The sequence below is a fragment of the Collimonas sp. GW821-FHT02H07 genome (genome assembly GCF_059421505.1).
Genome location: NZ_JBWKVC010000004.1, coordinates 280,281 through 301,225 on the forward strand (window position 1 = coordinate 280,281; position 20,945 = coordinate 301,225).

Annotated in this window: 20 protein-coding genes, 3 tRNA genes and 1 riboswitch; of the genes, 12 read left to right on the top strand and 11 right to left on the bottom strand. The window is 62.2% G+C overall.

Annotation, left to right across the window (positions count from 1 at the left end):
* Nucleotides 1-8: 8 nt before the first annotated feature.
* The 4 genes from otnC to AC07V8_RS09230 are packed head-to-tail and all read right to left on the bottom strand — an operon-like array spanning nucleotide 9 to nucleotide 3,623.
* Entirely contained in the window at nucleotides 9-656 is a 648-nt protein-coding gene (gene otnC / locus AC07V8_RS09215; RefSeq protein ID WP_494678104.1) for a 3-oxo-tetronate 4-phosphate decarboxylase, read from the bottom strand.
* Nucleotides 653-1,945, bottom strand: coding sequence for a 3-oxo-tetronate kinase (otnK, locus tag AC07V8_RS09220; protein WP_494678260.1), 1,293 nt, complete (start codon nucleotides 1,943-1,945; stop codon nucleotides 653-655). The genes otnC and otnK overlap by 4 nt, the downstream gene beginning before the upstream one ends.
* A gap of 24 nt (nucleotides 1,946-1,969) precedes the next feature.
* Nucleotides 1,970-2,857, bottom strand: a complete 888-nt coding sequence (gene ltnD / locus AC07V8_RS09225) for an L-threonate dehydrogenase (protein WP_494678103.1) — start codon at nucleotides 2,855-2,857, stop codon at nucleotides 1,970-1,972.
* 13 nt (nucleotides 2,858-2,870) lie between these two features.
* The gene (locus AC07V8_RS09230) at nucleotides 2,871-3,623 is read right to left on the bottom strand and encodes a FadR/GntR family transcriptional regulator (protein WP_494678102.1); all 753 of its coding nucleotides are present in this window, start codon (nucleotides 3,621-3,623) and stop codon (nucleotides 2,871-2,873) included.
* A 277-nt stretch (nucleotides 3,624-3,900) separates the two neighbouring features.
* On the opposite strand from AC07V8_RS09230, the gene AC07V8_RS09235 reads away from it, so the two are divergent.
* The 5 genes from AC07V8_RS09235 to AC07V8_RS09255 all read left to right on the top strand — a co-directional run bounded on the left by AC07V8_RS09235 (nucleotide 3,901) and on the right by AC07V8_RS09255 (nucleotide 10,445).
* Nucleotides 3,901-5,058, top strand: a complete 1,158-nt coding sequence (locus AC07V8_RS09235; RefSeq protein ID WP_494678101.1) for an ABC transporter substrate-binding protein — start codon at nucleotides 3,901-3,903, stop codon at nucleotides 5,056-5,058.
* A gap of 32 nt (nucleotides 5,059-5,090) precedes the next feature.
* Nucleotides 5,091-6,263 carry an HPP family protein gene (locus AC07V8_RS09240; RefSeq protein WP_494678100.1) on the top strand — a complete coding sequence of 391 codons (1,173 nt, stop codon included), beginning with the start codon at nucleotides 5,091-5,093 and terminating at the stop codon, nucleotides 6,261-6,263.
* Nucleotides 6,264-6,306: 43 nt separating this feature from the next.
* Nucleotides 6,307-6,553: riboswitch (cobalamin riboswitch) on the top strand.
* An 86-nt stretch (nucleotides 6,554-6,639) separates the two neighbouring features.
* Nucleotides 6,640-8,523, top strand: a complete 1,884-nt coding sequence (locus AC07V8_RS09245; RefSeq protein ID WP_494678099.1) for a TonB-dependent receptor plug domain-containing protein — start codon at nucleotides 6,640-6,642, stop codon at nucleotides 8,521-8,523.
* 109 nt (nucleotides 8,524-8,632) lie between these two features.
* On the top strand, nucleotides 8,633-9,625 hold the full coding sequence (locus tag AC07V8_RS09250) for a FecCD family ABC transporter permease (protein WP_494678098.1): 993 nt from the start codon (nucleotides 8,633-8,635) through the stop codon (nucleotides 9,623-9,625).
* Between the two features lie 10 nt (nucleotides 9,626-9,635).
* Nucleotides 9,636-10,445 (top strand): ABC transporter ATP-binding protein, encoded by an 810-nt coding sequence (locus AC07V8_RS09255; protein ID WP_494678097.1) that lies wholly within the window; start codon nucleotides 9,636-9,638, stop codon nucleotides 10,443-10,445.
* A gap of 30 nt (nucleotides 10,446-10,475) precedes the next feature.
* Here AC07V8_RS09255 and AC07V8_RS09260 read toward each other — a convergent pair whose 3' ends face one another.
* From AC07V8_RS09260 to AC07V8_RS09275, 4 genes are all read right to left on the bottom strand, one after another.
* Complete coding sequence (locus AC07V8_RS09260; RefSeq protein WP_494678096.1) at nucleotides 10,476-11,327, bottom strand: cobalamin-binding protein; 852 nt, start codon at nucleotides 11,325-11,327, stop codon at nucleotides 10,476-10,478.
* Between the two features lie 58 nt (nucleotides 11,328-11,385).
* The gene (gene panC / locus AC07V8_RS09265; RefSeq protein ID WP_098493834.1) at nucleotides 11,386-12,225 is read right to left on the bottom strand and encodes a pantoate--beta-alanine ligase; all 840 of its coding nucleotides are present in this window, start codon (nucleotides 12,223-12,225) and stop codon (nucleotides 11,386-11,388) included.
* Nucleotides 12,226-12,363: 138 nt separating this feature from the next.
* On the bottom strand, nucleotides 12,364-13,227 hold the full coding sequence (locus AC07V8_RS09270; protein WP_494678095.1) for a segregation and condensation protein A: 864 nt from the start codon (nucleotides 13,225-13,227) through the stop codon (nucleotides 12,364-12,366).
* Nucleotides 13,228-13,248: 21 nt separating this feature from the next.
* Complete coding sequence (locus AC07V8_RS09275) at nucleotides 13,249-13,458, bottom strand: DUF3460 family protein (RefSeq protein ID WP_098493832.1); 210 nt, start codon at nucleotides 13,456-13,458, stop codon at nucleotides 13,249-13,251.
* A gap of 164 nt (nucleotides 13,459-13,622) precedes the next feature.
* Here AC07V8_RS09275 and bamE point away from each other — a divergent pair, with 164 nt between their 5' ends.
* Nucleotides 13,623-14,129 (top strand): outer membrane protein assembly factor BamE domain-containing protein, encoded by a 507-nt coding sequence (gene bamE / locus AC07V8_RS09280; RefSeq protein ID WP_494678094.1) that lies wholly within the window; start codon nucleotides 13,623-13,625, stop codon nucleotides 14,127-14,129.
* Between the two features lie 25 nt (nucleotides 14,130-14,154).
* On the opposite strand, the gene AC07V8_RS09285 is transcribed toward bamE, so the two are convergent.
* Both AC07V8_RS09285 and metG read right to left on the bottom strand, forming a co-directional pair.
* Nucleotides 14,155-14,634, bottom strand: a complete 480-nt coding sequence (locus AC07V8_RS09285) for a GNAT family N-acetyltransferase (protein ID WP_494678093.1) — start codon at nucleotides 14,632-14,634, stop codon at nucleotides 14,155-14,157.
* 8 nt (nucleotides 14,635-14,642) lie between these two features.
* Nucleotides 14,643-16,739: a methionine--tRNA ligase gene (gene metG, locus AC07V8_RS09290; protein ID WP_494678092.1), complete on the bottom strand. Its 2,097-nt coding sequence runs from the start codon at nucleotides 16,737-16,739 to the stop codon at nucleotides 14,643-14,645.
* Between the two features lie 205 nt (nucleotides 16,740-16,944).
* On the opposite strand from metG, the gene apbC reads away from it, so the two are divergent.
* Nucleotides 16,945-18,033 (top strand): iron-sulfur cluster carrier protein ApbC, encoded by a 1,089-nt coding sequence (apbC, locus tag AC07V8_RS09295; RefSeq protein ID WP_494678091.1) that lies wholly within the window; start codon nucleotides 16,945-16,947, stop codon nucleotides 18,031-18,033.
* Nucleotides 18,034-18,040: 7 nt separating this feature from the next.
* Here apbC and AC07V8_RS09300 read toward each other — a convergent pair whose 3' ends face one another.
* Nucleotides 18,041-18,379, bottom strand: coding sequence for a cupin domain-containing protein (locus AC07V8_RS09300; RefSeq protein WP_494678090.1), 339 nt, complete (start codon nucleotides 18,377-18,379; stop codon nucleotides 18,041-18,043).
* Nucleotides 18,380-18,528: 149 nt separating this feature from the next.
* Here AC07V8_RS09300 and AC07V8_RS09305 point away from each other — a divergent pair, with 149 nt between their 5' ends.
* The 5 genes from AC07V8_RS09305 (at nucleotide 18,529) to AC07V8_RS09325 (ending at nucleotide 20,943) form a co-directional block, all read left to right on the top strand.
* Nucleotides 18,529-18,957, top strand: coding sequence for a DUF4399 domain-containing protein (locus tag AC07V8_RS09305; RefSeq protein WP_494678089.1), 429 nt, complete (start codon nucleotides 18,529-18,531; stop codon nucleotides 18,955-18,957).
* A 54-nt stretch (nucleotides 18,958-19,011) separates the two neighbouring features.
* Nucleotides 19,012-20,442: a glutamate--tRNA ligase gene (gltX, locus tag AC07V8_RS09310; RefSeq protein ID WP_494678088.1), complete on the top strand. Its 1,431-nt coding sequence runs from the start codon at nucleotides 19,012-19,014 to the stop codon at nucleotides 20,440-20,442.
* 71 nt (nucleotides 20,443-20,513) lie between these two features.
* Nucleotides 20,514-20,589, top strand: a tRNA-Ala gene (locus AC07V8_RS09315).
* 52 nt (nucleotides 20,590-20,641) lie between these two features.
* Nucleotides 20,642-20,717, top strand: a tRNA-Glu gene (locus tag AC07V8_RS09320).
* Nucleotides 20,718-20,870: 153 nt separating this feature from the next.
* Nucleotides 20,871-20,943, top strand: a tRNA-Glu gene (locus tag AC07V8_RS09325).
* Nucleotides 20,944-20,945: the final 2 nt, after the last annotated feature.

Sequence of the window (20,945 nt, forward strand, 5' to 3'; positions counted from 1 at the left end):
CCTGAAACTTACCAGCGTGCGCCAAATACCCGATACAGCTCGTCCAGGGCCGCGGCGCTGAGCGGCTCCGGTTTGTTTTCCAGCATCAGCCACAGCCGCGCGGTTTCTTCCAGCTCTTCCAGCGCGAACGCCGCCTGCGAAACGCTCTCATGCCACAGCACCGGCCCTAGCCGTTCCAGCAGGACGCCGCGCACCGACGCCGCCAGCAGCTTGACCTGCTCGGCCACTTGCGGATCGCCAGGACGGCAATAGGGAATCAAGGGAATCTGCCCGACCTTCATCACTTGATAAGGCGTGATCGGCGGCAGCACGCACTGGTCGTGCCAGACGCCCGCCAGCGACAGCGCGACCAGATGGGTCGAATGGGTATGCACCACGGCTTGCGCCTGCGGGTTGTTGTCGTAGACCGCGCGATGCAGCGCCAGCGTCTTCGATGGCCTGTCGCCGGCCACCCATTTGCCGCTCAGGTCGACCTTGGCGATCTGCGCCGGCGTCAGTCTGCCAAGGCAGGCATCGGTCGGCGTGATCAGCCAGCCATCGTCCAGCCGGGCGCTGATATTGCCGGCGGTGCCGACGGTGTAGCCGCGCTGATACAGGCTGGCGCCGGTTTCGCAGATTTCCGTGCGCAGCGCCTGCTCTTTCAATGTCGTGTTCATAGACGGGTTTCGCCCAGCTGACGGAGCGCCTTTTCAAAAAAATCCGTGCTGCCGAAGTTGCCTGACTTCAGCGCCAGCGCCAGCGCTGGAGAACCCTCTGCGCCGATCGATGCCGTCGCCGGCACGCCCGGATCGATTTGCGCGCCTATGCGCAGCGCGCGTACGCCCAGTGCCTTGACCACCGCGCCGGAAGTTTCGCCGCCGGCAATCACGAAGCGCCGCACGCCGCCGGCCTGCAAGGCGACGGCGATATCAGCCAGCGCCTGTTCGATCAGCAAGCCGGCGCGTTCCACGCCGAGCTCGGCCTGCACCTGCCTGACCTGCTCAGGCGTGGTGGTTGCGTAGATCAATACCGGCTGTTGCTCGAGATATTGCTTGGCGAAAGCCAGGGCCTGCGCCACCACGGATTCGCCGCGCGCCAGCGCCGGCGGATCGAGACGGAACGCCGGACGCTTTTCCATCCATGCGGCGACCTGGGCATTGGTCGCCTTCGATGCGCTGCCGGCCAGCACCACCGACCAGCCTTCAACGCTGGGCAATGCACTTGCTTTTGCACCAGGCTGCAACAGGCCGGCCTTAACGAAATTGGCCGGCAGGCCGAGTGCAATACCCGAGCCGCCCGTCACCAGCTGCAGTTCCGCGCAGGCGGCGCCAATGGCGTACAGGTCCTGGTTTTCCAGCGCATCGACGATCGCCATCCGCACCCCTTGCCGGCGCAGCGCGGCAATTTCCGCATGAATCTTCTCGCTGCCTTGGGACACTGCCGGATAGCCGATCAGGCCGACCTTGGACGCAGTCTGCTGCTGCAGCACGCGCACCAGGTTGGCGTCGGTCATCGGCGTCAGCGGATGGTTCTGCATGCCCGATTCATTCAGCAACTGGTCCTTGATGAACAGGTGGCCGCGATACAAGGTGCGCCCGGTTTCCGGGAATACCGGGCAGGCGATGGTGAAGTCGCTGCCCAACGCCTGCAGCAGAGCGTCGGTCACAGGACCGATATTGCCCTTGGCAGTGGAGTCGAAAGTGGAACAGTATTTGAAAAAAAACTGACGGCATCCCTGCTGCTGCAGCCAGCTTAATGCGGTCAGCGAATCCGCCACCGCTTCGGCCGCCGGCGCCGTGCGCGACTTCAAGGCTACGACGATAGCGTCGACATCCTGCGGCGCCGTTGCCGGCACGCCGATGGTCTGCACGGTGCGCATGCCTTCGCGCACCAGCATGTTGGCGAGGTCGGTGGCGCCGGTAAAGTCATCGGCGATGCAGCCGAGCAGGGGGCCTGCCGTTGTCATTGATTGCTCTGGCATGGCTTACTCCTACGCTGTCGGCAACTGGATGCCCGGGAAAATCTTGATCACGGCGGAATCGTCCTCGCCGCCATGGCCGGCAGTCGACGCCATCATGAACATCTGATGGGCGGCAGCGGACAGCGGCAGCGGGAATTTGCTGGCGCGCGCGGTATCCAGCACCAGCCCCAAGTCCTTGACGAAAATGTCGACCGCCGAGAGCGGCGTGTAATCGGCTTTCAGGATATGCGGCACGCGGTTCTCGAACATCCAGGAATTGCCGGCGCTGTTGGTGATGACTTCGTACAGCGCATCGGCGTCGACGCCTTCGCGCAGGCCTAGCGCCATCGCTTCGGCGGCGGCAGCGATGTGCACGCCGGCCAGCAGCTGGTTGATGATCTTGACCTTGGAGCCGACCCCGTGCGCATCGCCCAGCCGGTACACCTTGCTCGCGATCGCCGCCAGCACCGCTTCGCCCTTGGCGTAAGCGGCCGCGGGACCGGATGTCATCATGGTCATTTCGCCTGAAGCGGCGCGCGCGGCGCCGCCGGAGAGGGGGGCGTCCAGCAGCTGCAATTGCAGCGCGGCTAGCCGCTCGCCCAGCTTGACGGCATATTCCGGCGCCACCGTGGCGCTGGCGATCACCAGGCTGCCGGGGCGCATCGCCGCCGCCGCGCCTTGTTCACCGAACAGCACTTGCTCGGTTTGCGCGGCGTTGACTACTACGGTGATCACCACATCGCATTGCGCGCCGAGTTCGGCCGGCGTGCTGCAGGCGATGCCGCCTTCGCTGGCGAACTGCTGCAAGACTTGCGGGCGCACGTCGCAGGCATAGGTAGGAAAATCCGCGCGCAGTAAAGAACGGGCAACACCCAGTCCCATGGCGCCGAGGCCGATAACACCTACATTGATAGTCATTTGCTGGTCCTGATTAAGATTTTCTTGAAGTGCTCTTGGCTTTCGGCGCCGCCTTGGCCGCTACCGCGCCTTGGGAAAGGCGGCGCGCCGCATTGAACATATGGTTTTGCGCGGCATTGCGCGCGCCCAGCGCATCGCCGGCGGCGATGGCGGAAGCGATGGCGGCATGCTCTTCATAAACCTGGCGCATGAAATCGTCGCGCCGCGCTTCATTGCTGCGGGTGACGGCGGTAGCGGCTTCCAGGTACTGGCTGAGGAAGGCCAGCGTCTGCAGCAGGAAAGGGTTGCCGGTGGCTTCGGCGATGCTGCGATGGAACATCACGTCGGCCATGACGCCGTCGCCGCCGGCGTTGACATCGGCTTCGATGCCTTTCAGCGCGGTTTCGATGGCTTTCAGCTGGCGCGGCGTGCGGCGGGTGGCGGCCAGCGCCGCCACTTCGGCATCGATGGCGCGGCGCAGCTCGACGATCTGCAGCACGGCGTCGGCCGAGGAAGCCTGGTCGAACTGGATGCGCAAGGGCCGCAGATGGCCTTGTTCGCTGACATACACGCCGCTGCCCTGGCGCGGCTCGACCGCACCCTCATTCTTCAAGCGGGAAATCGCTTCGCGCACCACGGTGCGGCTGACGCCGAACTGCTCCGACAGCACCGGTTCGGTCGGCAATCTGGCGCCGGGGCCGAACTCGCCGGTTTGTATCTTTTTCAGCAATTCCTGGGCTACGGTGTCGCTCAGGGACGTGCGGTTGGCATTCAGTTTATTGAACATATCGTCTCGTCCGCCTGTGTATTTTTATCGTAATGTGACCATATCATCATATGAATTATTGGAAAAATCAAGATTTGTTTCAACCATCTCTGACGATCGGTTACTTGCTTTTAGTCAATAATGCCGTGATTTTAATGGCTAACATCGGACCAAGAGATGGAGAACCGCCTGTTGGCGCTGCCTGCGGCCTGAGACATTCCAGTAGAATCCTTTCCTTGTGCAAACGCACCAGCAACCATTCAGCAACCATTGCCATCGTCATCAGGATCGCTATCCAATGAATAAACTTACGCGCTGCTGTCTCGCTTCCGTCGCCGTGCTGGCCGTCTGCGGCCACGCTCGCGCGCAAATCAAGATCGGCGTCGACATCGCCGTCACCGGCCCGGCGGCAGCCATCGGCGCACCCACTAAAAACGCCATCCTGCTGTGGCCGAAAGAGATCGCCGGCCAGAAGGTCGAATACATCATCCTGGACGACGCTTCCGATCCGACCAACGCCGTGCGCAACGCGCGCAAGCTGGTCAGCGAAGAAAAAGTCGACCTGATCGTCGGTCCCAACACGACGCCGGCCGCGCTGGCGCTGCTGGACGTGGTGGCCGAGTCCGGCACGCCGATGCTGGCGCTGGCGGCTTCGGCCTCGATCGTCGAGCCGCAGGACGCCAAACGCGGCTGGGCTTTCAAGCTGCCGCAAAACGATTCGCACATGGCTACCATCTTGACCCAGCACATGGCCGACAACGGCATCAAGAGCGTCGGCTTCATCGGTTTTGCCGACGCCTACGGCGACAGCTGGTGGCGCGAGTTTTCGCACCTGGCCGAGCTGCGCAAGATCAAGGTGGTTGCCGGCGAGCGCTATAACCGCAACGACAGCAGCGTGACCGGGCAAATCCTCAAGATCATGGCGGCGCAGCCGGATGCGGTATTGATCGCCGCTTCGGCGACGCCGGCGGTGCTGCCGCAAAAGACCCTGGCCGAACGCGGTTATAAAGGACGGATCTACCAGACCCATGGCATCGCCACCGCCGATTTCCTGAAGGTGGGCGGCAAGGATGTCGAGGGTACTTTCTTCCCCACCGGCCCGGCCGTGGTGGCCAAGCAGCTGCCGCTGTCCAATCCGGTCAGGAAGACCGCGCTGGATTTCACCCGCCGCTATGAAGCCGCCTATGGCGCCGACACCATGACGCAGTTTGCCGCCGATGCCTGGGGCGCTTATATGTTGATCGCCAACGCCGTGCCGCAGGCGCTGACAGCGGGGCCGCCCGGCAGCAAGCAGTTCCGCGCCGCGCTGCGCACCGCACTGGAAAACACCCATGACCTGACGATCCCGCAAGGCGTGGTCAACATGAGCCCCAAGGATCACGTCGGGCTGGACCAGCGCTCGCGCGTGATGGGACGCATCGTCAATAATAAATTCAGCTACGCCTACGGCGGTTGAACCCTCATCAAGAAAAGCGAAAGCAAAAGAAGATGAATTCGTTTGGTTTGTGGTTGCGCGGCTTTATTCCAGGTCCCGTGGTGGTCAACGCCACTGAACGCATGCGCGCCTGTTGCGGCGCCTTGCTGGGGATTTTGCTGACCGGGCTGGTGAGCCACTGGGCGCTCGGTCCGGGCGCTCCCTTGCCGATGTTGATTGCGCCGATGGGTGCTTCGGCGGTGCTGCTGTTCGGGGTGCCGGCCAGTCCGCTGGCGCAGCCCTGGTCCATCATCGGCGGCAACCTGGTGGCCGCCGTGATCGGCGTCGCCTGCGCGCGCTGGATCCACGATCCGGTGTTTGCCCCGGCGCTGGCGGTGTCGCTGGCGATCGGCGCCATGTTCGCCTTGCGCTGCCTGCATCCGCCCAGCGGCGCGGTGGCGCTGACGGCGGTGCTGGGCGGACCGGCGGTGACCAGCCAGGGCTTCCATTTCGTCCTGACGCCGGTGTTGCTGAATTCCTTCCTGCTGCTGCTGGTGGCGCTGCTGTTCAATAACGCCACCAAACGCCGTTATCCGCACAGCGCCCACCAGGATCCGGCCAAGCTGCACAAGACCAGCGACCAGCCCAGCGGAGCCCGGGTCGGTTTTACGCAAGAAGACCTGGACTACGTGCTGCAGCAATATAACCAGGTGCTGGATGTCAGCCGCGACGACCTGGAAAGCCTGATCCTGCAGACCGAGATGCACGCCTACCAGCGCCGCTTTGGCGCCATCACCTGCGCCGACATCATGTCGCGCGATGTGGTGAGCGTCGAGTACGGCACTTCGCTGGAGGATGCCTGGGCCTTGCTGCTGAAGCACCGCATCAAGGCCTTGCCGGTGATTAACCAGGCGCGGCGCCTGGTCGGCATCGTTACCCAGACCGATTTCATGCGCCAGGTGGATTTGCAGCTGTACGCGGGTTTCGAGCAGCGCCTGAAGCAATTCTTGCGGCGCACCACCGGCATGCATTCGGACAAGCCGGAAGTGGTCGGCCAGATCATGACCGCCGCGGTGAAGAGCGCGGCTTCGGCTATGCATATCGTCGAGCTGGTGCAGCCGCTGTCCGATTCAGGGATCCACCATATTCCGATTGTCGACGATGAGAACCGGCTGGTCGGCATGGTGACCCAGTCCGACATGGTGGCTGCCTTATACCGGGGCAACGCTAACCTGACTGCGCTTTAACCACACTTTAGACCGCGGCGATTGCCGCCAAGCCGCGCCGGCCTTACAATGGCGGGGTTTTGGTGCACGCGGACATGTCCATGTCCGCAGTTAAACGGGAAACACGGCGCTAGGTTCGCCAGCCAACGTGTGCTGCCCCCGCAACGGTAAAACAAGCGCCGCCAGTCCGTCTCCAACCAGGGTGCGGCAGGCGGCAGAGCGCATCTCGTACCACTGTGCAGCAGTTTGCATGGGAAGGTTATGCGCTCCGACTTGTTAGCCCGGATACCGGCCAGATCAGGGGGAGCGAGGTAGCGGCGGTTGCATGCCTGTGCCTTGCGACTGTTGCAACCGGGCTTGCGGGGAAGCAGGCCGGGGACTCTTATCGTATCCAAACATGACTTTATCTTTAGCACGCCGCTCCGGCGCGACCCTGAAGCCGTTCGCGCTGGCTTCCGCCATTCTTTCCTGCAGCGTCGGCTCTGCTTTCGCCCAAACCGTCCAGGACCAGAATCTGGCGCCGGTAGTAGTGACCGCCGCCCGCGTCGAGCAACCGCAAACCGATGCCTTGCCGCACACCACGGTGATCAGCGCCGAAGACATCCGCAATTCGCAAGCGCCTGATTTGCCGGCCTTGCTGGAGCGCCAGGCCGGCATCCAGATTACCCGCGTCGGCGGCCCCGGCCAGCAGGCTTCGCTGTTCATGCGCGGCGCCAATACCGCGGAAACGCTGATCCTGATCGATGGCGTGCCGATCCGGCGCCAGGCTTCCTACGGCTTGCCGGCGCTGGAAAATATCCTGCCTGAGCAGATCGATCATATCGAAATCGTGCGCGGCAACGTCTCGGCGATCTACGGCTCCGGCGCCATCGGCGGCGTGGTGCAGATCTTCACCAAGCGCGGCAATGGCGCACCGGCCTTCAATGCTTCGGTCGAAGCCGGTTCGCGCGGCACCTATCAAGGCAACGTCGGCGTCAGCGGCAAGAGCGGCGACACCCGTTACGCCCTGGCTCTGACCCGTTTCAAGACCGACGGCTTTTCGGCGCAGAACCCGTTGCAGAGTCCAAACGTCAATCCCGACCGCAATGGCAACAGCAACACCAGCGTCTCAGGATCGGTATCGCAGGAATGGAGCAAGGGCAATGAAGTCGGCGCCCGCATTTACGCCAACGACGCCAAGTACACCTTTGACGATGCCTACGGCACGCCGACCGACCAGAACCGCGGCCATTCCAAGAGCCAGTCGATCGCCGTGTTCTCCAAGAATAACTTCAGCCAGGACTGGACGTCGACGCTGACGCTGTCGCAAAACGTCAACCGCGACAACCTCGACGACCTGACCTTGTCCGGCAACAGCAGCAATGGCTACAAGAGTACGCAAAACCTGCTGCAATGGGCCAACGAATTGCGCGTGTCGCCAATGTGGACAGCGACCGCCGGTGTCGACGCCGGCCGTGAAAAGGCGGAAGTCAATGCCAACAGCAGCTTCGGCAATTCCAGCAACAGCTTTTCGCGCTCGACTTCCAGCGTGTATGCCGGTGCGCTTGGCAAAATCGGCGCGCATCAGCTGCAGCTCAATCTGCGCCATGACGATGTCGGCGGTTCCGGTTCGGACAATACCGGCTACCTCGGCTACGGCTATGCGCTGACCGACAGCGTCAAGCTGATCGCCAATGCCTCGACCGCATTCAACGCGCCGACGCCGGTGCAGTTGTTTGACCCGCTGTACGGCAACGCCAATCTCAAGGCCGAGCGCTCCAAGTCCTATGAGCTGGGTGTGCAGTACGCTGCCGGCGCGACCTTGTTGCGCGCCACCTTGTTCGATACCCGCACGCACGACCAGTTCGGCTACGATCCTGCGACTTTCCGGGCCATCAATATCGCCCGTTCCAAGAACCAGGGACTGGAGCTGAGCGCCAGCGCCGCACTGCTTGAAATCGACTGGCGCGCCAGCTTGACCTTGCAGAATCCGAAAGATGAATCGACCGGCAAGACCCTGGTGCGCCGCGCCAAGACGCTCGGTTCCTTCGGCGCGGCGAAGAGCTTCGGCGCCTGGCGCGTCGGCACGGATGTGCAATACACCGACAGCCGCTCCGATATTCCCGGCAACCCGCAGCTGGCGCCGTACTGGCTGACCAACGCCAATGTGCGCTATCAGCTTACCAAGCAGACGTCGCTGTTCGGCCGTGTCGAGAACCTGTTCAACCGCGACTATCAAACCGCTTATGGCTACAACCAGCCGTCACGTGGCCTGTTTGTTGGTGTAAATTGGCAGCAGTAAGGTAGGGTGGGCACAGCGTGCCCACGCGTTATCTACGCATATAAAAGGTCCTTCGGGAATCAGGCTTCACGCGTGGGCACCTTGTGCCCACCCTACATAGAGTTCGCCATTGACTAGCATCACCACATTGCGCCGCGCCATCCTGATCCTCCTTTGCCTGACGGCAGCGGCGGGATTGGCGCTGTCGCTCGCGGTGCTGTGCGGCAGCAGCGGCTGCGGGCGGCCTTTGGTTGCGGACCAGATCTATCTTTCCTTGCGCCTGCCGCGGGCACTGACTTCTTTCGTCGTCGGCGGCCTGCTGGCGCTGGCCGGGGCGCTGATGCAGGTGTTGCTGCGCAATCCCCTGGCCGATCCTTATGTGTTGGGCTTGTCCGGCGGCTCGGCCGCTGGCGCCTTGTCGGCCTTGCTGGTGGCCGGCCATTTCGGTTTCATGGGCGATACCGCCGCTGCGCTCGGCGCTGCCCTCGGCGCGGGGCTGGCGGTATCGCTGCTGTTCGGGCTGGCGCGCCAGGCTTTGCGGCGCTTGCCCAGCGTGGCCCAGCATAGCGGCCATCGCTTGATTCTTACGGGCGTGATGATCGCCGCCGGCTTCGGCGCGATCGTGACGCTGGTGCTGACCCTGGCGCCCGACGCGCAGCTGCGCGGCATGCTGTTCTGGCTGATGGGCGACCTGGAAGACGGCCGCCTGCTGTTGCCGGCGGCGCTGCTGTTGCTGCTGCTCTTGCTCTGGAGCGTGTTCAAGGCGCAGCAGCTCAATTTGCTGGCGCGCGGCGAGGGTTTCGCCCAGCTGCTTGGCGTGCCGGTTTTGCGCTTGCGCTGGATGACCCTGGCGGCGGCGTCGCTGGCGACCGCGGCAGCGGTGACGGTGGCCGGTACGATCGGCTTTATCGGACTGGTGGTGCCGCACGCGATCCGCCTGCTGGTCGGCAACGATCAGCGCATTCTGCTGCCGGCCAGCGTGCTGGCGGGCGGCGCCGCGCTGGCGCTGGCCGATCTGGCAGCGCGCACCGTGATGGCGCCGACACAGCTGCCGGTGGGCGTGATTACCGCCCTGGTCGGGGTGCCGGTGTTCCTGTGGCTGCTGTCGCGCAGCCGTGCTTGAGGACGGACTAATGAGCGAATTTTCCGCGCCGCTGCTTGCTGCCGAACAGCTGAGCGTCAGCGTCGATCATAAAATCTTGTGCAAGCGGCTGGACTGGCAAGTGATGCCGGGCCAGTTCTGGTGCGTGCTGGGCCGCAATGGCATCGGCAAAACCACGCTGCTGCATACACTGGCCGGCCTGGTGCGGCCAGCCAGCGGCCGCGTGGCGATCCAGGGCGATGCCATCGGCAGCATCAAGCCGCAGCAGCTTGCGCGCCTGCGCGGCTTGCTGGCGCAGCAGCAGGCCGATGCCTTTTCCAGCAGCGTGCTGGCGGCGGTGATCGCCGGCCGCCATCCCTATCAGTTCGGTTTCGGCTGGGATCGCGAGGAAGACCGCGCCCAGGCCATGCAAGCCTTGCAGCGCGTCAGGATGGACGCCTTCAGCGAGCATGACGTGATGTGCTTGTCCGGCGGCGAGCGGCAGCGAGTGGCGCTGGCGACGCTGCTGACGCAGGATCCTTTGCTGCTGATGCTGGATGAGCCGACCGCGCATCAGGACGCTGCGGCGCAAATCGTGGTGATGGAATTGCTGCACAAGGCAACCAATGCGTTGCCGCGCAAAAAAGCGGTGATCGCCGCCTGCCACGACATCAACCTGGTGGCGCGCTACGCCAGCCATGTGCTGCTGCTGGGAGATGGCCAGACCTGGCAGGGCAGCGCCGACAAGGTGCTGCAGCCTGAGCTGTTGCAAGCGGCGTTCGGCTGCGCGTTTGAAGTGGTAGATGACGGCAGGCGGCGCATGTTCATGCCGCTGGCCGATACCGCTTCGGTATCAGGCTGAGGCAGCCTGCCGTGCGCGCGACTAAAAAAGCTAGTGCCGGCGGCTGCGCGCCAGGTCCAGCTTCTGGCACAGTTCGGCGGCGCCGTCCAGTATGCGCGGGCCGGGGCGGCTCATCCAGTCCGGCGTCAGCGTAAACAGATTGCTGCCGGCCACGGCCGCCAGTGTGGGAAAACGGCGCCAGCCGGTATCCGGAGCATTGCCGCCGTCGGCAGCGAAGATCACTTCCGGATTGGCCGCCAGCACGGCTTCGGTGCTGACCGTGGGCGCCAGCTGCGGCAGCTGGCCGAACACGTTTTCGCCGCCGCACAGGCGGATCACGCTGGACACCATGTGGTTGCCGTTGAGGGTCATCAGCGGCTTTTGCCAGATCTGGTAAAACACCCGCACCGGCGGCCGTTGCTGATAAGTTGCAGTCAGCTGCGCCAGCCTGGCGTTGAAGGCCTTGGCCGCTGCCGCGCCGCTATCCGGCACGCCCGCCAGTTGCCCAAGACGTTGCAACGACGAGGCGATTGCTTCCAGCTGGCGCGGTTCGCTTTCAAATACAGGAATTCCGAGTGCGCGCAGCCTGGCGAGTTGGCTGGCGGAATTGCCGCTGCTCCAGGCGATCGCCAGGTCCGGCTTGAGGGCGGCGATGCGCTCGATGTCCAGCGCGCTGCTGCTGCCGACCGAGGGCAGTTGTTTGGCGGCTGGCGGATAGTCGCTGTAGTCGCTGGCGCCGACGACATAGCCGCCGGCGCCGGCGGCGAACAGCAGTTCAGTGGCGTGCGGCGCCAGGCTGACGATGCGGTGAGCCGACTGCGGCAGGGTGACCGTGTGGCGGGCGTCGTCTTGGACCGTGACGGGAGCGGCGGACACGGCAGCCGGAGCCGCCAGACTCGCCATGCAGAATGCGGCCGCAGCTGCCAGCTTTTGCGTTCTGCGATGGAAGGAATGGCGCAGCTTATATCTCCAGATTGTCGATCAGGCGAGTGGTGCCGAGCTTGGCAGCGGCCAGCACCACCAGCTTTTCGCCCTGGGCCAGGTCGCCGGCGGCCGGCGCCTGCAGATCGCAGCGCTTGCGGATCGAGATGTAGTCGGGCTTCCAGCCACGGCTGCCGAGTTGCGCCATCGCTTCCTTTTCCAGCTCGAAGATGTCCAGATGGCCGGCGCGCACTTCTTCTGCGACCTGGTTGAGCGTCTTGAACAGGGCCGGCGCTTCTGCGCGTTCCTCGGCTGACAGGTACATATTGCGCGAGGACAGCGCCAGGCCGTCGTCGGCGCGCCAGGTTTCGGCGGCGATGATTTCGGTCGGCAGGGCAAACTGCTTGGCCATGTTGCGGACGATCATCAGCTGCTGGTAATCCTTCTTGCCGAACACCGCCACGCGCGGCTGCACGCAGGAAAACAGTTTCAGCACCACGGTCGTGACGCCGGTAAAGAAGCCCGGACGGAATTCGCCTTCCAGCGTATTGCCGAGATCGTCGGGCGGCCGCACGCGGAATTCCTGCGGTTCCGGATACAAGTCTTTTTCGGTCGGGGCGAAGAGGACGTAGACGCCTTCCTTTTCCAGCTTCTCGACGTCGGCGGCGAAAGTGCGCGGGTATTTGTCGAAATCTTCGTTGGGGCCGAACTGCAGGCGGTTCACGAAGATGGAAGCGACGATAGGATCGCCGTGTTTCTTGGCCAGGCGCATCAGCGACAGGTGGCCCTCATGCAGGTTGCCCATGGTCGGCACGAATGCGGTGCGCAGTTGGCCGCGCAGCTGGTCGCGTAGCTCTTCGATCGAGGAAATGATTTTCATAAATAATATATTTGCGGAATAAATTGTAAATATCGCCGTAGGGTGGGCACCCGTGCCCACGCGAGACCTGCACGCATCAAAGGTCACGTGACCATCGGCTGTCACGCGTGGGCACAAAGACGTGCCCACCCTACAAAATCAAGCCGGCGCATAAGTGGGCGAGTAGGCCAGTCGCACGTAGATGGGCGCAAAAGGTTCGGCCTGGGTAATCTCGATCAGGGTTTCCTTGGCCAGCTCCAGCAGGGCGATGAAGTTCACCACCAGCACCGGCACGCCGCGCGCAGGATCGAACAGTTCGGCAAACTCGACGAAGCGCGCCGATTGCAAACGCCGCAGGATTCCGGTCATGTGTTCGCGCACCGACAGTTCTTCGCGGCTGATGGTGTGGTGGGCGGTGAGTTTGGCGCGCTTGATGACGTCGGCCCAGGCTGCCTGCAAATCGTCCAGGTTGACGTCCGGCCAGCGCGTGACCGTGTTCTGCTCGATGTAGATCTGGGTGCGCACGTAGTCGCGCCCGAGCAGCGGCAGAGCGTCGATCTCGCGCGCCGCCAGCTTCATCTGCTCGTATTCCAGCAGGCGCCGCACCAGCTCGGCGCGCGGGTCCTCGGCTTCTTCGCTGTCGGTCTTGCGCACCGGCAGCAGCATGCGCGACTTGATCTCGATCAGCATGGCCGCCATCAGCAGGTACTCGGCCGCCAGCTCCAGGTTGGTGATGCGGATCTGGTCGACGTATTCCAGGTATTGCAGGGTCACCTGCGCCATCGGGATGTCGAGGATGTTGAAATTCTGCTTGCGGATCAGGTACAGCAGCAGATCGAGCGGACCTTCGAATGCTTCCAGGAAGACTTCCAGCGCGTCCGGTGGGATGTACAGGTCGGTCGGCATGCGGAACAGCGGCTCGCCGTACAGGCGCGCGAAGGCGACGCCGTCGATCACGTTCGGGGTCGAATCGGGTTGGCCTTCCAAGGTCAGTTCGGCGGCATCCGACGAATTCTGGCTCATCTGATCGTTACCAGGACTGGATTAGTGATTGTTTTGATACACGTAGGGTTGCTGGTCGACGCGGGATTCCTCGGTCCGGTTCTGGCTGTCCAGGTCGATCGGGGTCTTGTCCCACAGCAGGGCGCGGCCGGCCAGCTGCTGTTCTTCCAGCTTTGGATTCTTTTCCTTGAGTTCTGCAACGAACTTGGTGATGTCGGATTGGTAACCGTAAATTTGTTTGGAAAATTTCATGGGTGCTTTGATAATGGGCTGGGATTAGGCGCTATTTTATGCTATTTCGGGGTCGCCCAACGGTTTGTCGTTGGCGGCGGCCAGGATAGTTTCATGCCTATACGACAATTATGTGATGGAAAAAGGACGGTATACTTGGATAATCACAGTAAGCAGGAGGCGGCATGAAATCATGGGCACGCAAGGTTGTGCTATTGCTCGCGCCATTGCTGGTCGCGGCTTGCGATCAGAATGGCAACTTCATACAGGAGGCGGGCTTGGAAAAACTCAACCGCGGCGTATCGTCGGAAGCCGATGTGCGCAACGCCATGGGCCAGCCGGATACGGTCTGGGAAAAGGAAAACGGCGAGCGTACGCTGGAATATCCAAAAGGGCCGGCCGGCACCCGCACATGGATGTTCTATATCGGTAGCGATGGCAAGCTGAGCGACTACAAGCAGGTGCTGACCGAAGAGAATTTCGCCAGGATCAAGGCCGGCATGCGCAAGGAAGAGGTCAGGCAGATGCTGGGCAAGCCGCGCACCGTGGTGCAGTTCACCCGCAAGAACGAGGAAGTGTGGGACTGGCGCTATATCCAGAGCGACGCCAGCCAGGCTTTCTTCAATGTTCATATGGATATCACCAGCGGGCTGGTGACCGGTACTTCAGTGTCGCAAGTCTACGGGCATTGACTCTGTACCTTGCGCCGGCGAGGCCCTAGCGCCTGAGCCAGCGCCGCATCACCGTCGGCGGCTCTTGCAGCGGATTGGCGCGGGCGTATTCCAGCTCCGGCGCCAGTTCGAATTCAAACACCGCATACAGATCGACCACGCGCGCCTGGTCGGCGCCCACCGCCAGCCGCAGTTCATGCACATCGGCGCCTTGGGCGCGATGAATGATCGCTTCCATCAAATGCTGGGACAGGCCCTGGCCGCGATAGGCCGGCAGCACGCCCATGCGCAGGATTTCCCATACCTCGGTTTCGGTATCCGACGGCAGCCAGCGCACCGAACCGGCGGGCTGGCCATCCAGCAGCAGGATGAAGCCGCCGCCGCGCTGCAGGTCTTGCCGGACCTGCTCGGTTTGCTCGCGATGGCCGCTGGAACTGGCGGCGACCCGCTCCGCCCAGCAAGCGCGGGTCAGCTCGGCGATCAGTGCGGCATCGTCGGCGCTGGCTTCGCGCACCTGCAGGCTCATCGCCGCTCTTAGCTGACCCGCATGCCCGGCTCGGCGCCTGGCCACGGAGTCAGCACATAGATGCCCGGATTGGCCTTGCCGTCTGCGGCTGAAGCCGCCAGCACCATGCCCTCGGAGATGCCGAACTTCATCTTGCGCGGCGCCAGGTTGGCCACCATCACGGTCAGCTTGCCGACCAGTTCTTCCGGCTGGTAAGAGGATTTGATGCCGGAAAATACATTGCGCAAACGGCCTTCGCCGACGTCCAGCGTCAGCCGCAGCAGCTTGTCGGAACCTTCCACGTGCTCGCAGTTGACGATCTTGGCGATGCGCAGGTCGACCTTGACGAAATCGTCGATCTTGATTTCGGCGGCGAGCGGTTCGATGCTGCTGGCGGCTTCCGCCACTGCTGCTGGCGCGTCCGCAGCGGCGGCCGGCGCCGGCGCATCGAACAAGGCGTCCAGCATCTTCGGCTCGACCCGCGTCATCAGGTGCGCGTAGGCGTTGATGGCGTGGCCGTCAGCCAGCGGCTTGGCGACATCGCTCCACACCAGCGGCGAGATCTGCAGGAACGCTTCGACTTGCGCCGCCAGCGCCGGCAACACCGGTTTCAGGTACAGGGTGAGGATGCGGAACGCTTCCAGCAGGCGGCTGCAGACTTCATGCAGCAGCGCTTCCTTGCTCGGGTCCTTGGCCAGTTCCCATGGCTTGTTGGCGTCGACGTAAGCGTTGATCAGGTCGGCTTGTTCCATCACCGCACGCAGGGCCTTGCCGTATTCGCGGCTGTCGTAGAGCGCCTGGATATCGCTGGCGACGGCGCGCAGCCTGGCCAGGAACGGATCGCTGTCGGTGGCCCAGGCGGTGCTGAGCTTGCCGTCGAATTTCTTGGCGATGAAGCCGGCGGCGCGGCTGGCGATGTTGATGTACTTGCCGATCAGGTCGGAATTGACGCGCGCGACGAAGTCGTCCGGATTGAAGTCCAGGTCTTCCACCTTGGCGCTCAGCTTGGCGGCGATGTAGTAGCGCATCCATTCCGGATTCATGCCCAGATCCAGGTAGCGCAGCGGCGAAATGCCGGTGCCGCGCGACTTCGACATTTTTTCGCCGGAGACTGTCAGGAAGCCGTGCACGAAGACATTGTTCGGCACTTTCTGGCCGGAGAAATGCAGCATGGCGGGCCAGAACAGCGTATGGAAATAGGTGATGTCCTTGCCGATGAAGTGGTACTGCTCGGTCTTCGGATCGGCCATGAAGGCGTCGTAGTCGCGCCCGGTCTTGCCGAAATAGTTTTTCAGCGAAGCCAGGTAGCCGACCGGCGCATCCAGCCAGACGTAGAAATACTTGCCCGGTTCATCCGGGATTTCGATGCCGAAGTAGGGCGCATCGCGGCTGATGTCCCAGTCGCCCATGCCGCCGTCGCTTTCCAGCCATTCCTTGGCCTTGTTGGCGACTTCCGATTGCAGCCTTGGCTTGCCGTCGACATTGCCGAGCGCCCAGCCGCGCAGGAATTCCACGCATTGCGGATCCGACAGGCGGAAGAAAAAGTGTTCCGAGGATTTCATCACCGGCGTCGCGCCGGTCAAGGTCGAGTACGGATTCTTGAGGTCGGTCGGCGCATACACCGAGCTGCACACTTCGCAGGAATCGCCGTACTGGTCCTTGGCGCCGCATTTCGGGCATTCGCCCTTGATGTAGCGGTCCGGCAGGAACATGTTCTTGACCGGGTCGAAGAACTGCTCGATGGTTTTGGTCGAGATGAAGCCCGCCGCTTTCAGCTTGCGATAGATGTCGCGCGACAGCTCGTGGTTTTCCGGACCGTCGGTCGAATGCCAGTTGTCGAAGGCGATGTGGAAGCCGTCCAGGTACTGCTTGCGGCCGGCCGCGATCTGCGCCACGAATTCCTGCGGCGTGATGCCGGCTTTCTCGGCGGCGATCATGATCGGCGCGCCGTGGGCGTCGTCAGCGCCGACGAAATTGACTTCGTGGCCCTGCATTCGCTGGAACCGCACCCAGATGTCGGCCTGGATGTATTCCATGATGTGGCCGATATGAAACGCTGCATTGGCGTAAGGCAGGGCGGTGGTAACGAATAACTGGCGTGGAGTTGAAGTCAAAGTAATGCTCATTTGGCAATGAATTTGCAACGTCAAGCGCTGCTGGTTGGAATAAAGGGGTGATTTTAGCAGTGCCGGGGAGGTTTTCGCTTTAGTCGCGCTCGATTAAGCATTTTTAGAGGCAAGCGGACAGCCCGGTTCTGCCCGCCTTGAGCGTGAAAGCGGCGATTTGGTTTAGACTTGCCGCATCTTATCAAGAACGTGCAGAGGAAAAGTAATGAGCGTCACGATTGAAGCGGTCAAGGCAGCGTTATCCAGCGTCATCGACCCGAATACCGGCAAGGATCTGATCAGCAGCAAGTCGGCCAGGAATATCCAGCTCGACGGCGCCAACGTCTCGTTCGATGTCGAGCTGGACTACCCGGCCAGGAGCCAGTTTGCGCTGATCGGCGCTGCCGCCGCTGATGCGGTAGCTGCGCTGGCGGGCGTCGGCCAGGTGCGCCCCAATGTCTATTCCAAAATACAGTCGCATGCGGTGCAGCGCGGCATCAAGCTGATGTCCAACGTCAAGAACATCATCGCGGTGGCGTCCGGCAAGGGCGGCGTCGGCAAGTCGACCACGGCGGTCAACCTGGCGCTGGCGCTGGCGGCGGAAGGCGCCCAGGTCGGCATCCTGGATGCGGATATCTACGGCCCTTCGCAGCCGATGATGATGGGCATCAGCGGCCGTCCGGAAACCAAGGACGGCAAGACCATGGAGCCGCTGGAAAATCATGGCCTGCAGGTATCGAGCATCGGTTTCATGGTCGATCCGGACGAGCCGATGGTGTGGCGCGGTCCGATCGTGACCCAGGCTTTGCAGCAGCTGCTGGAGCAGACCAACTGGCGCGACCTCGATTACCTGATCGTCGACATGCCGCCCGGCACCGGCGATATCCAGCTGACGCTGTCGCAAAAAGTGCCGGTCACCGGCGCCGTGATCGTCACCACGCCGCAAGACATCGCCTTGCTGGATGCGCGCAAGGGCCTGAAGATGTTTGAGAAAGTCGGGATTCCTATCCTCGGCATCGTGGAAAACATGAGCACCCATGTCTGCTCCAACTGCGGCCATGCCGAAGCGATTTTCGGCGAAGGCGGCGGCGCCCGCATGTGCGGCGAATACGGCGTCGACTTCCTCGGCGCGCTGCCGCTGACCATGGCTATCCGCCAGCAGACCGATTCCGGCACGCCGACCGTGGTGGCGGAGCCGGACGGCCCGGTGGCGCACATCTATAAGGAGATCGCGCGCAAGGTGGCGATCAAGGTAGCGGAAAAAGCCAAGGACATGAGCAGCAAATTCCCGACCATCGTCGTCAAGAACGATTAAGTCTCAACTAAGCCTCAACATCATGATGGATCGCCAGCCAGATGGTCGGCTGCGCGCCATCGGTCCATGCTATGCGGTGGCGGCAGTGGGCCGGGATGTGCAGCCACGCCCCGGCCTGCATCACATGCTCGGCGGCAGCGCCCTCCAGCATCAGGCCGGCGCTGCCGCTCAGCAGCAATACCCACTCCTCCTGCGGATTGTCGTACCAGAAGCCTGGCGGGCTGGCCTGTCCGCTCGAAACGATGCGTTCGATTTTCAGGCCGGCGCGCTGGTGCAGCAGTTCAAACACCTCTTCCGAACCGGCTGGCGGCAGCGCGGTCAACAGATTGCCGCTGGCGATTTGCATGGTGTCCCTCCTGAAAGCGATGCCGGCGGCATCCCTGTATTATTACATTTTCATTATTGCATTCAGTAAATTGTACGTGCCTGTACTGTCTGTCGGAAGCGCACCGGCATTATTTGTTTTTCACTTATTTTCATTCAAAGGACAAGACGATGAAATCACGATTTTTTTCCTTGCTGTTTTCCGCTGCCGTGCTGAGCGCCGGCTTGTTGCCGCAGATGGCCCATGCCGCCTCGGTTTCGTTCATCGAGCCGGCAGACGGCGCGGTGGTGAGCAGCCCGTTCACCGTCAAGTTCGGCGTCAGCGGCATGGAAGTCAAGCCCGCCGGCGACGTGACGCCAGACAGCGGCCATCACCATTTGCTGATCAACGAAGACAGCATTCCGGCCGGCCAGACGATTCCGGTCGATGAAAAGCATATACATTTTGGCAAGGGCCAAACCGAAACTTCGCTGACGCTGCCGCCGGGTCAATACAAGCTGACCATGCAGTTCGCCAACGGCAAGCACCAGTCTTACGGCCCGGAGCTGAGCAAAACCATCAATGTGACCGTCATTCCATCCGCTGCTGCAACGCGGTAAAATAGGGTTTTCCTTGATAACGGCTTTGGCATGCCAAGGCCGTTTTTATTTATCATGACTGCTAGCACTCCAGCTTCAACTTCCCCGGCCACCAAGGTCCGCACCCGCTTTGCCCCTAGCCCGACCGGCTACCTGCATTTGGGCGGCGCCCGCACCGCGCTGTTTTCCTGGGCTTTCGCGCGCCATTTCGGCGGCACTTTCGTGTTGCGCATCGAAGACACCGACCTCGAACGTTCGACGCCGGAAGCGGTGCAGGCGATCATCGACGGCATGCAGTGGCTGGGCCTGGAACATGATGAAGGTCCGTTCTACCAGATGCGCCGCATGGACCGCTATCGCGAGGTGATCGCGCAGATGCTGAAGGATGGCAGCGCCTACCACTGCTACTCGTCGCCGGAAGAAGTCGAAGCGATGCGCGAACGGATGCGCGCCGCCGGCGAGAAGCCGCGCTACGACGGCACCTGGCGTCCTGAGGACGGCAAGACTTTGCCGCCGGTGCCGGCCGACCGCAAGCCGGTGGTGCGTTTCAAGAATCCGCTCGATGGCGAAGTCAGCTGGGACGACGTCGTCAAAGGCAACATCACTATTTCCAACCGCGAGATGGACGATCTGGTGATCGCTCGTCCGGACGGCACGCCGACCTATAATTTCTGCGTGGTGGTGGACGACTGGGACATGGAAATTACCCACGTGATCCGCGGCGACGACCACGTCAACAATACACCGCGCCAGATCAATATCCTGAAAGCCCTGGGCGCCACGCTGCCGCTGTACGGCCACGTGCCGATGATCCTTGGCGCCGACGGCGAAAAGCTGTCGAAGCGCCACGGCGCGGTCAGCGTGATGGATTATCCGGCGCAAGGTTATCTGCCGGAAGCCATGCTGAACTATCTGGCGCGCCTGGGCTGGAGCCATGGCGACGAAGAGATTTTCAGCATGGAACAGTTTTGCCAGTGGTTCAATCTCGACCACCTGTCGAAATCGCCGGCGCAATTCAATCCGGAAAAGCTGGCGTGGATCAACAACCACTACATTAAGCTGGCCGACAACCAGCGCCTGGCCGCCATGGTCCAGCCGCTGATGGAACAGGACGGCGCCGATTTCAACGGCGCGCCGGACCTGGCGAAAGTCATCGGCCTGCTGAAAGAGCGCGCCAACACCGTCAATGAAATCGCGGTTGCGGCCATGCTGTTCTATCGCCAGCCGGCGCCGGATGCGGCTTTGCTGACGCAGCACTACACCGACGCCATCAAGCCGGCGCTGGCCGATTTCGCACAGCGCTGCGCCACGGTTGAATGGAACAAGGAAAGCCTGGCGCCGATGATCAAGGAAGTGCTGGCCGCGCACAAGCTGAAGATGCCGCAGTTCGCGATGCCTCTGCGCCTGATGGTGACCGGACAATTGCAGACGCCGGCGATCGATGCCGTGCTGGAATTGTTTGGCCGCGATACGGTGATTGCGCGTTTACAACCTTATCTGGTGTAAATCTGCAATAAATCTGCAAATCGGGATTTACAAGCGCTAAATAAGCTTGCTATAATCTCGCTTCTGCAAACGGGGGTATAGCTCAGCTGGGAGAGCGCTTGCATGGCATGCAAGAGGTCAGCGGTTCGATCCCGCTTACCTCCACCAGCAAATTGGTAGCAGAAGCAGTAAGGTAGTAAAGCTAGTTGGACAGCTTGCTGTCCCCATCGTCTAGAGGCCTAGGACATCACCCTTTCACGGTGAGTACGGGGGTTCGAATCCCCCTGGGGACGCCAGAATTCTTTTGGCATCGACAGGAAAGCAGTCGGAAAACGATTGCAGAATATTGGTGTTGAGTGTTTTCGATACAATCGATAAGGCCGCCAAATGCGGCCTTTATTGTTTTTTGCAAGCAGCAGTAGAAGCAAGGCCAGTACGGACAGATTACTGTCCCCATCGTCTAGAGGCCTAGGACATCACCCTTTCACGGTGAGTACGGGGGTTCGAATCCCCCTGGGGACGCC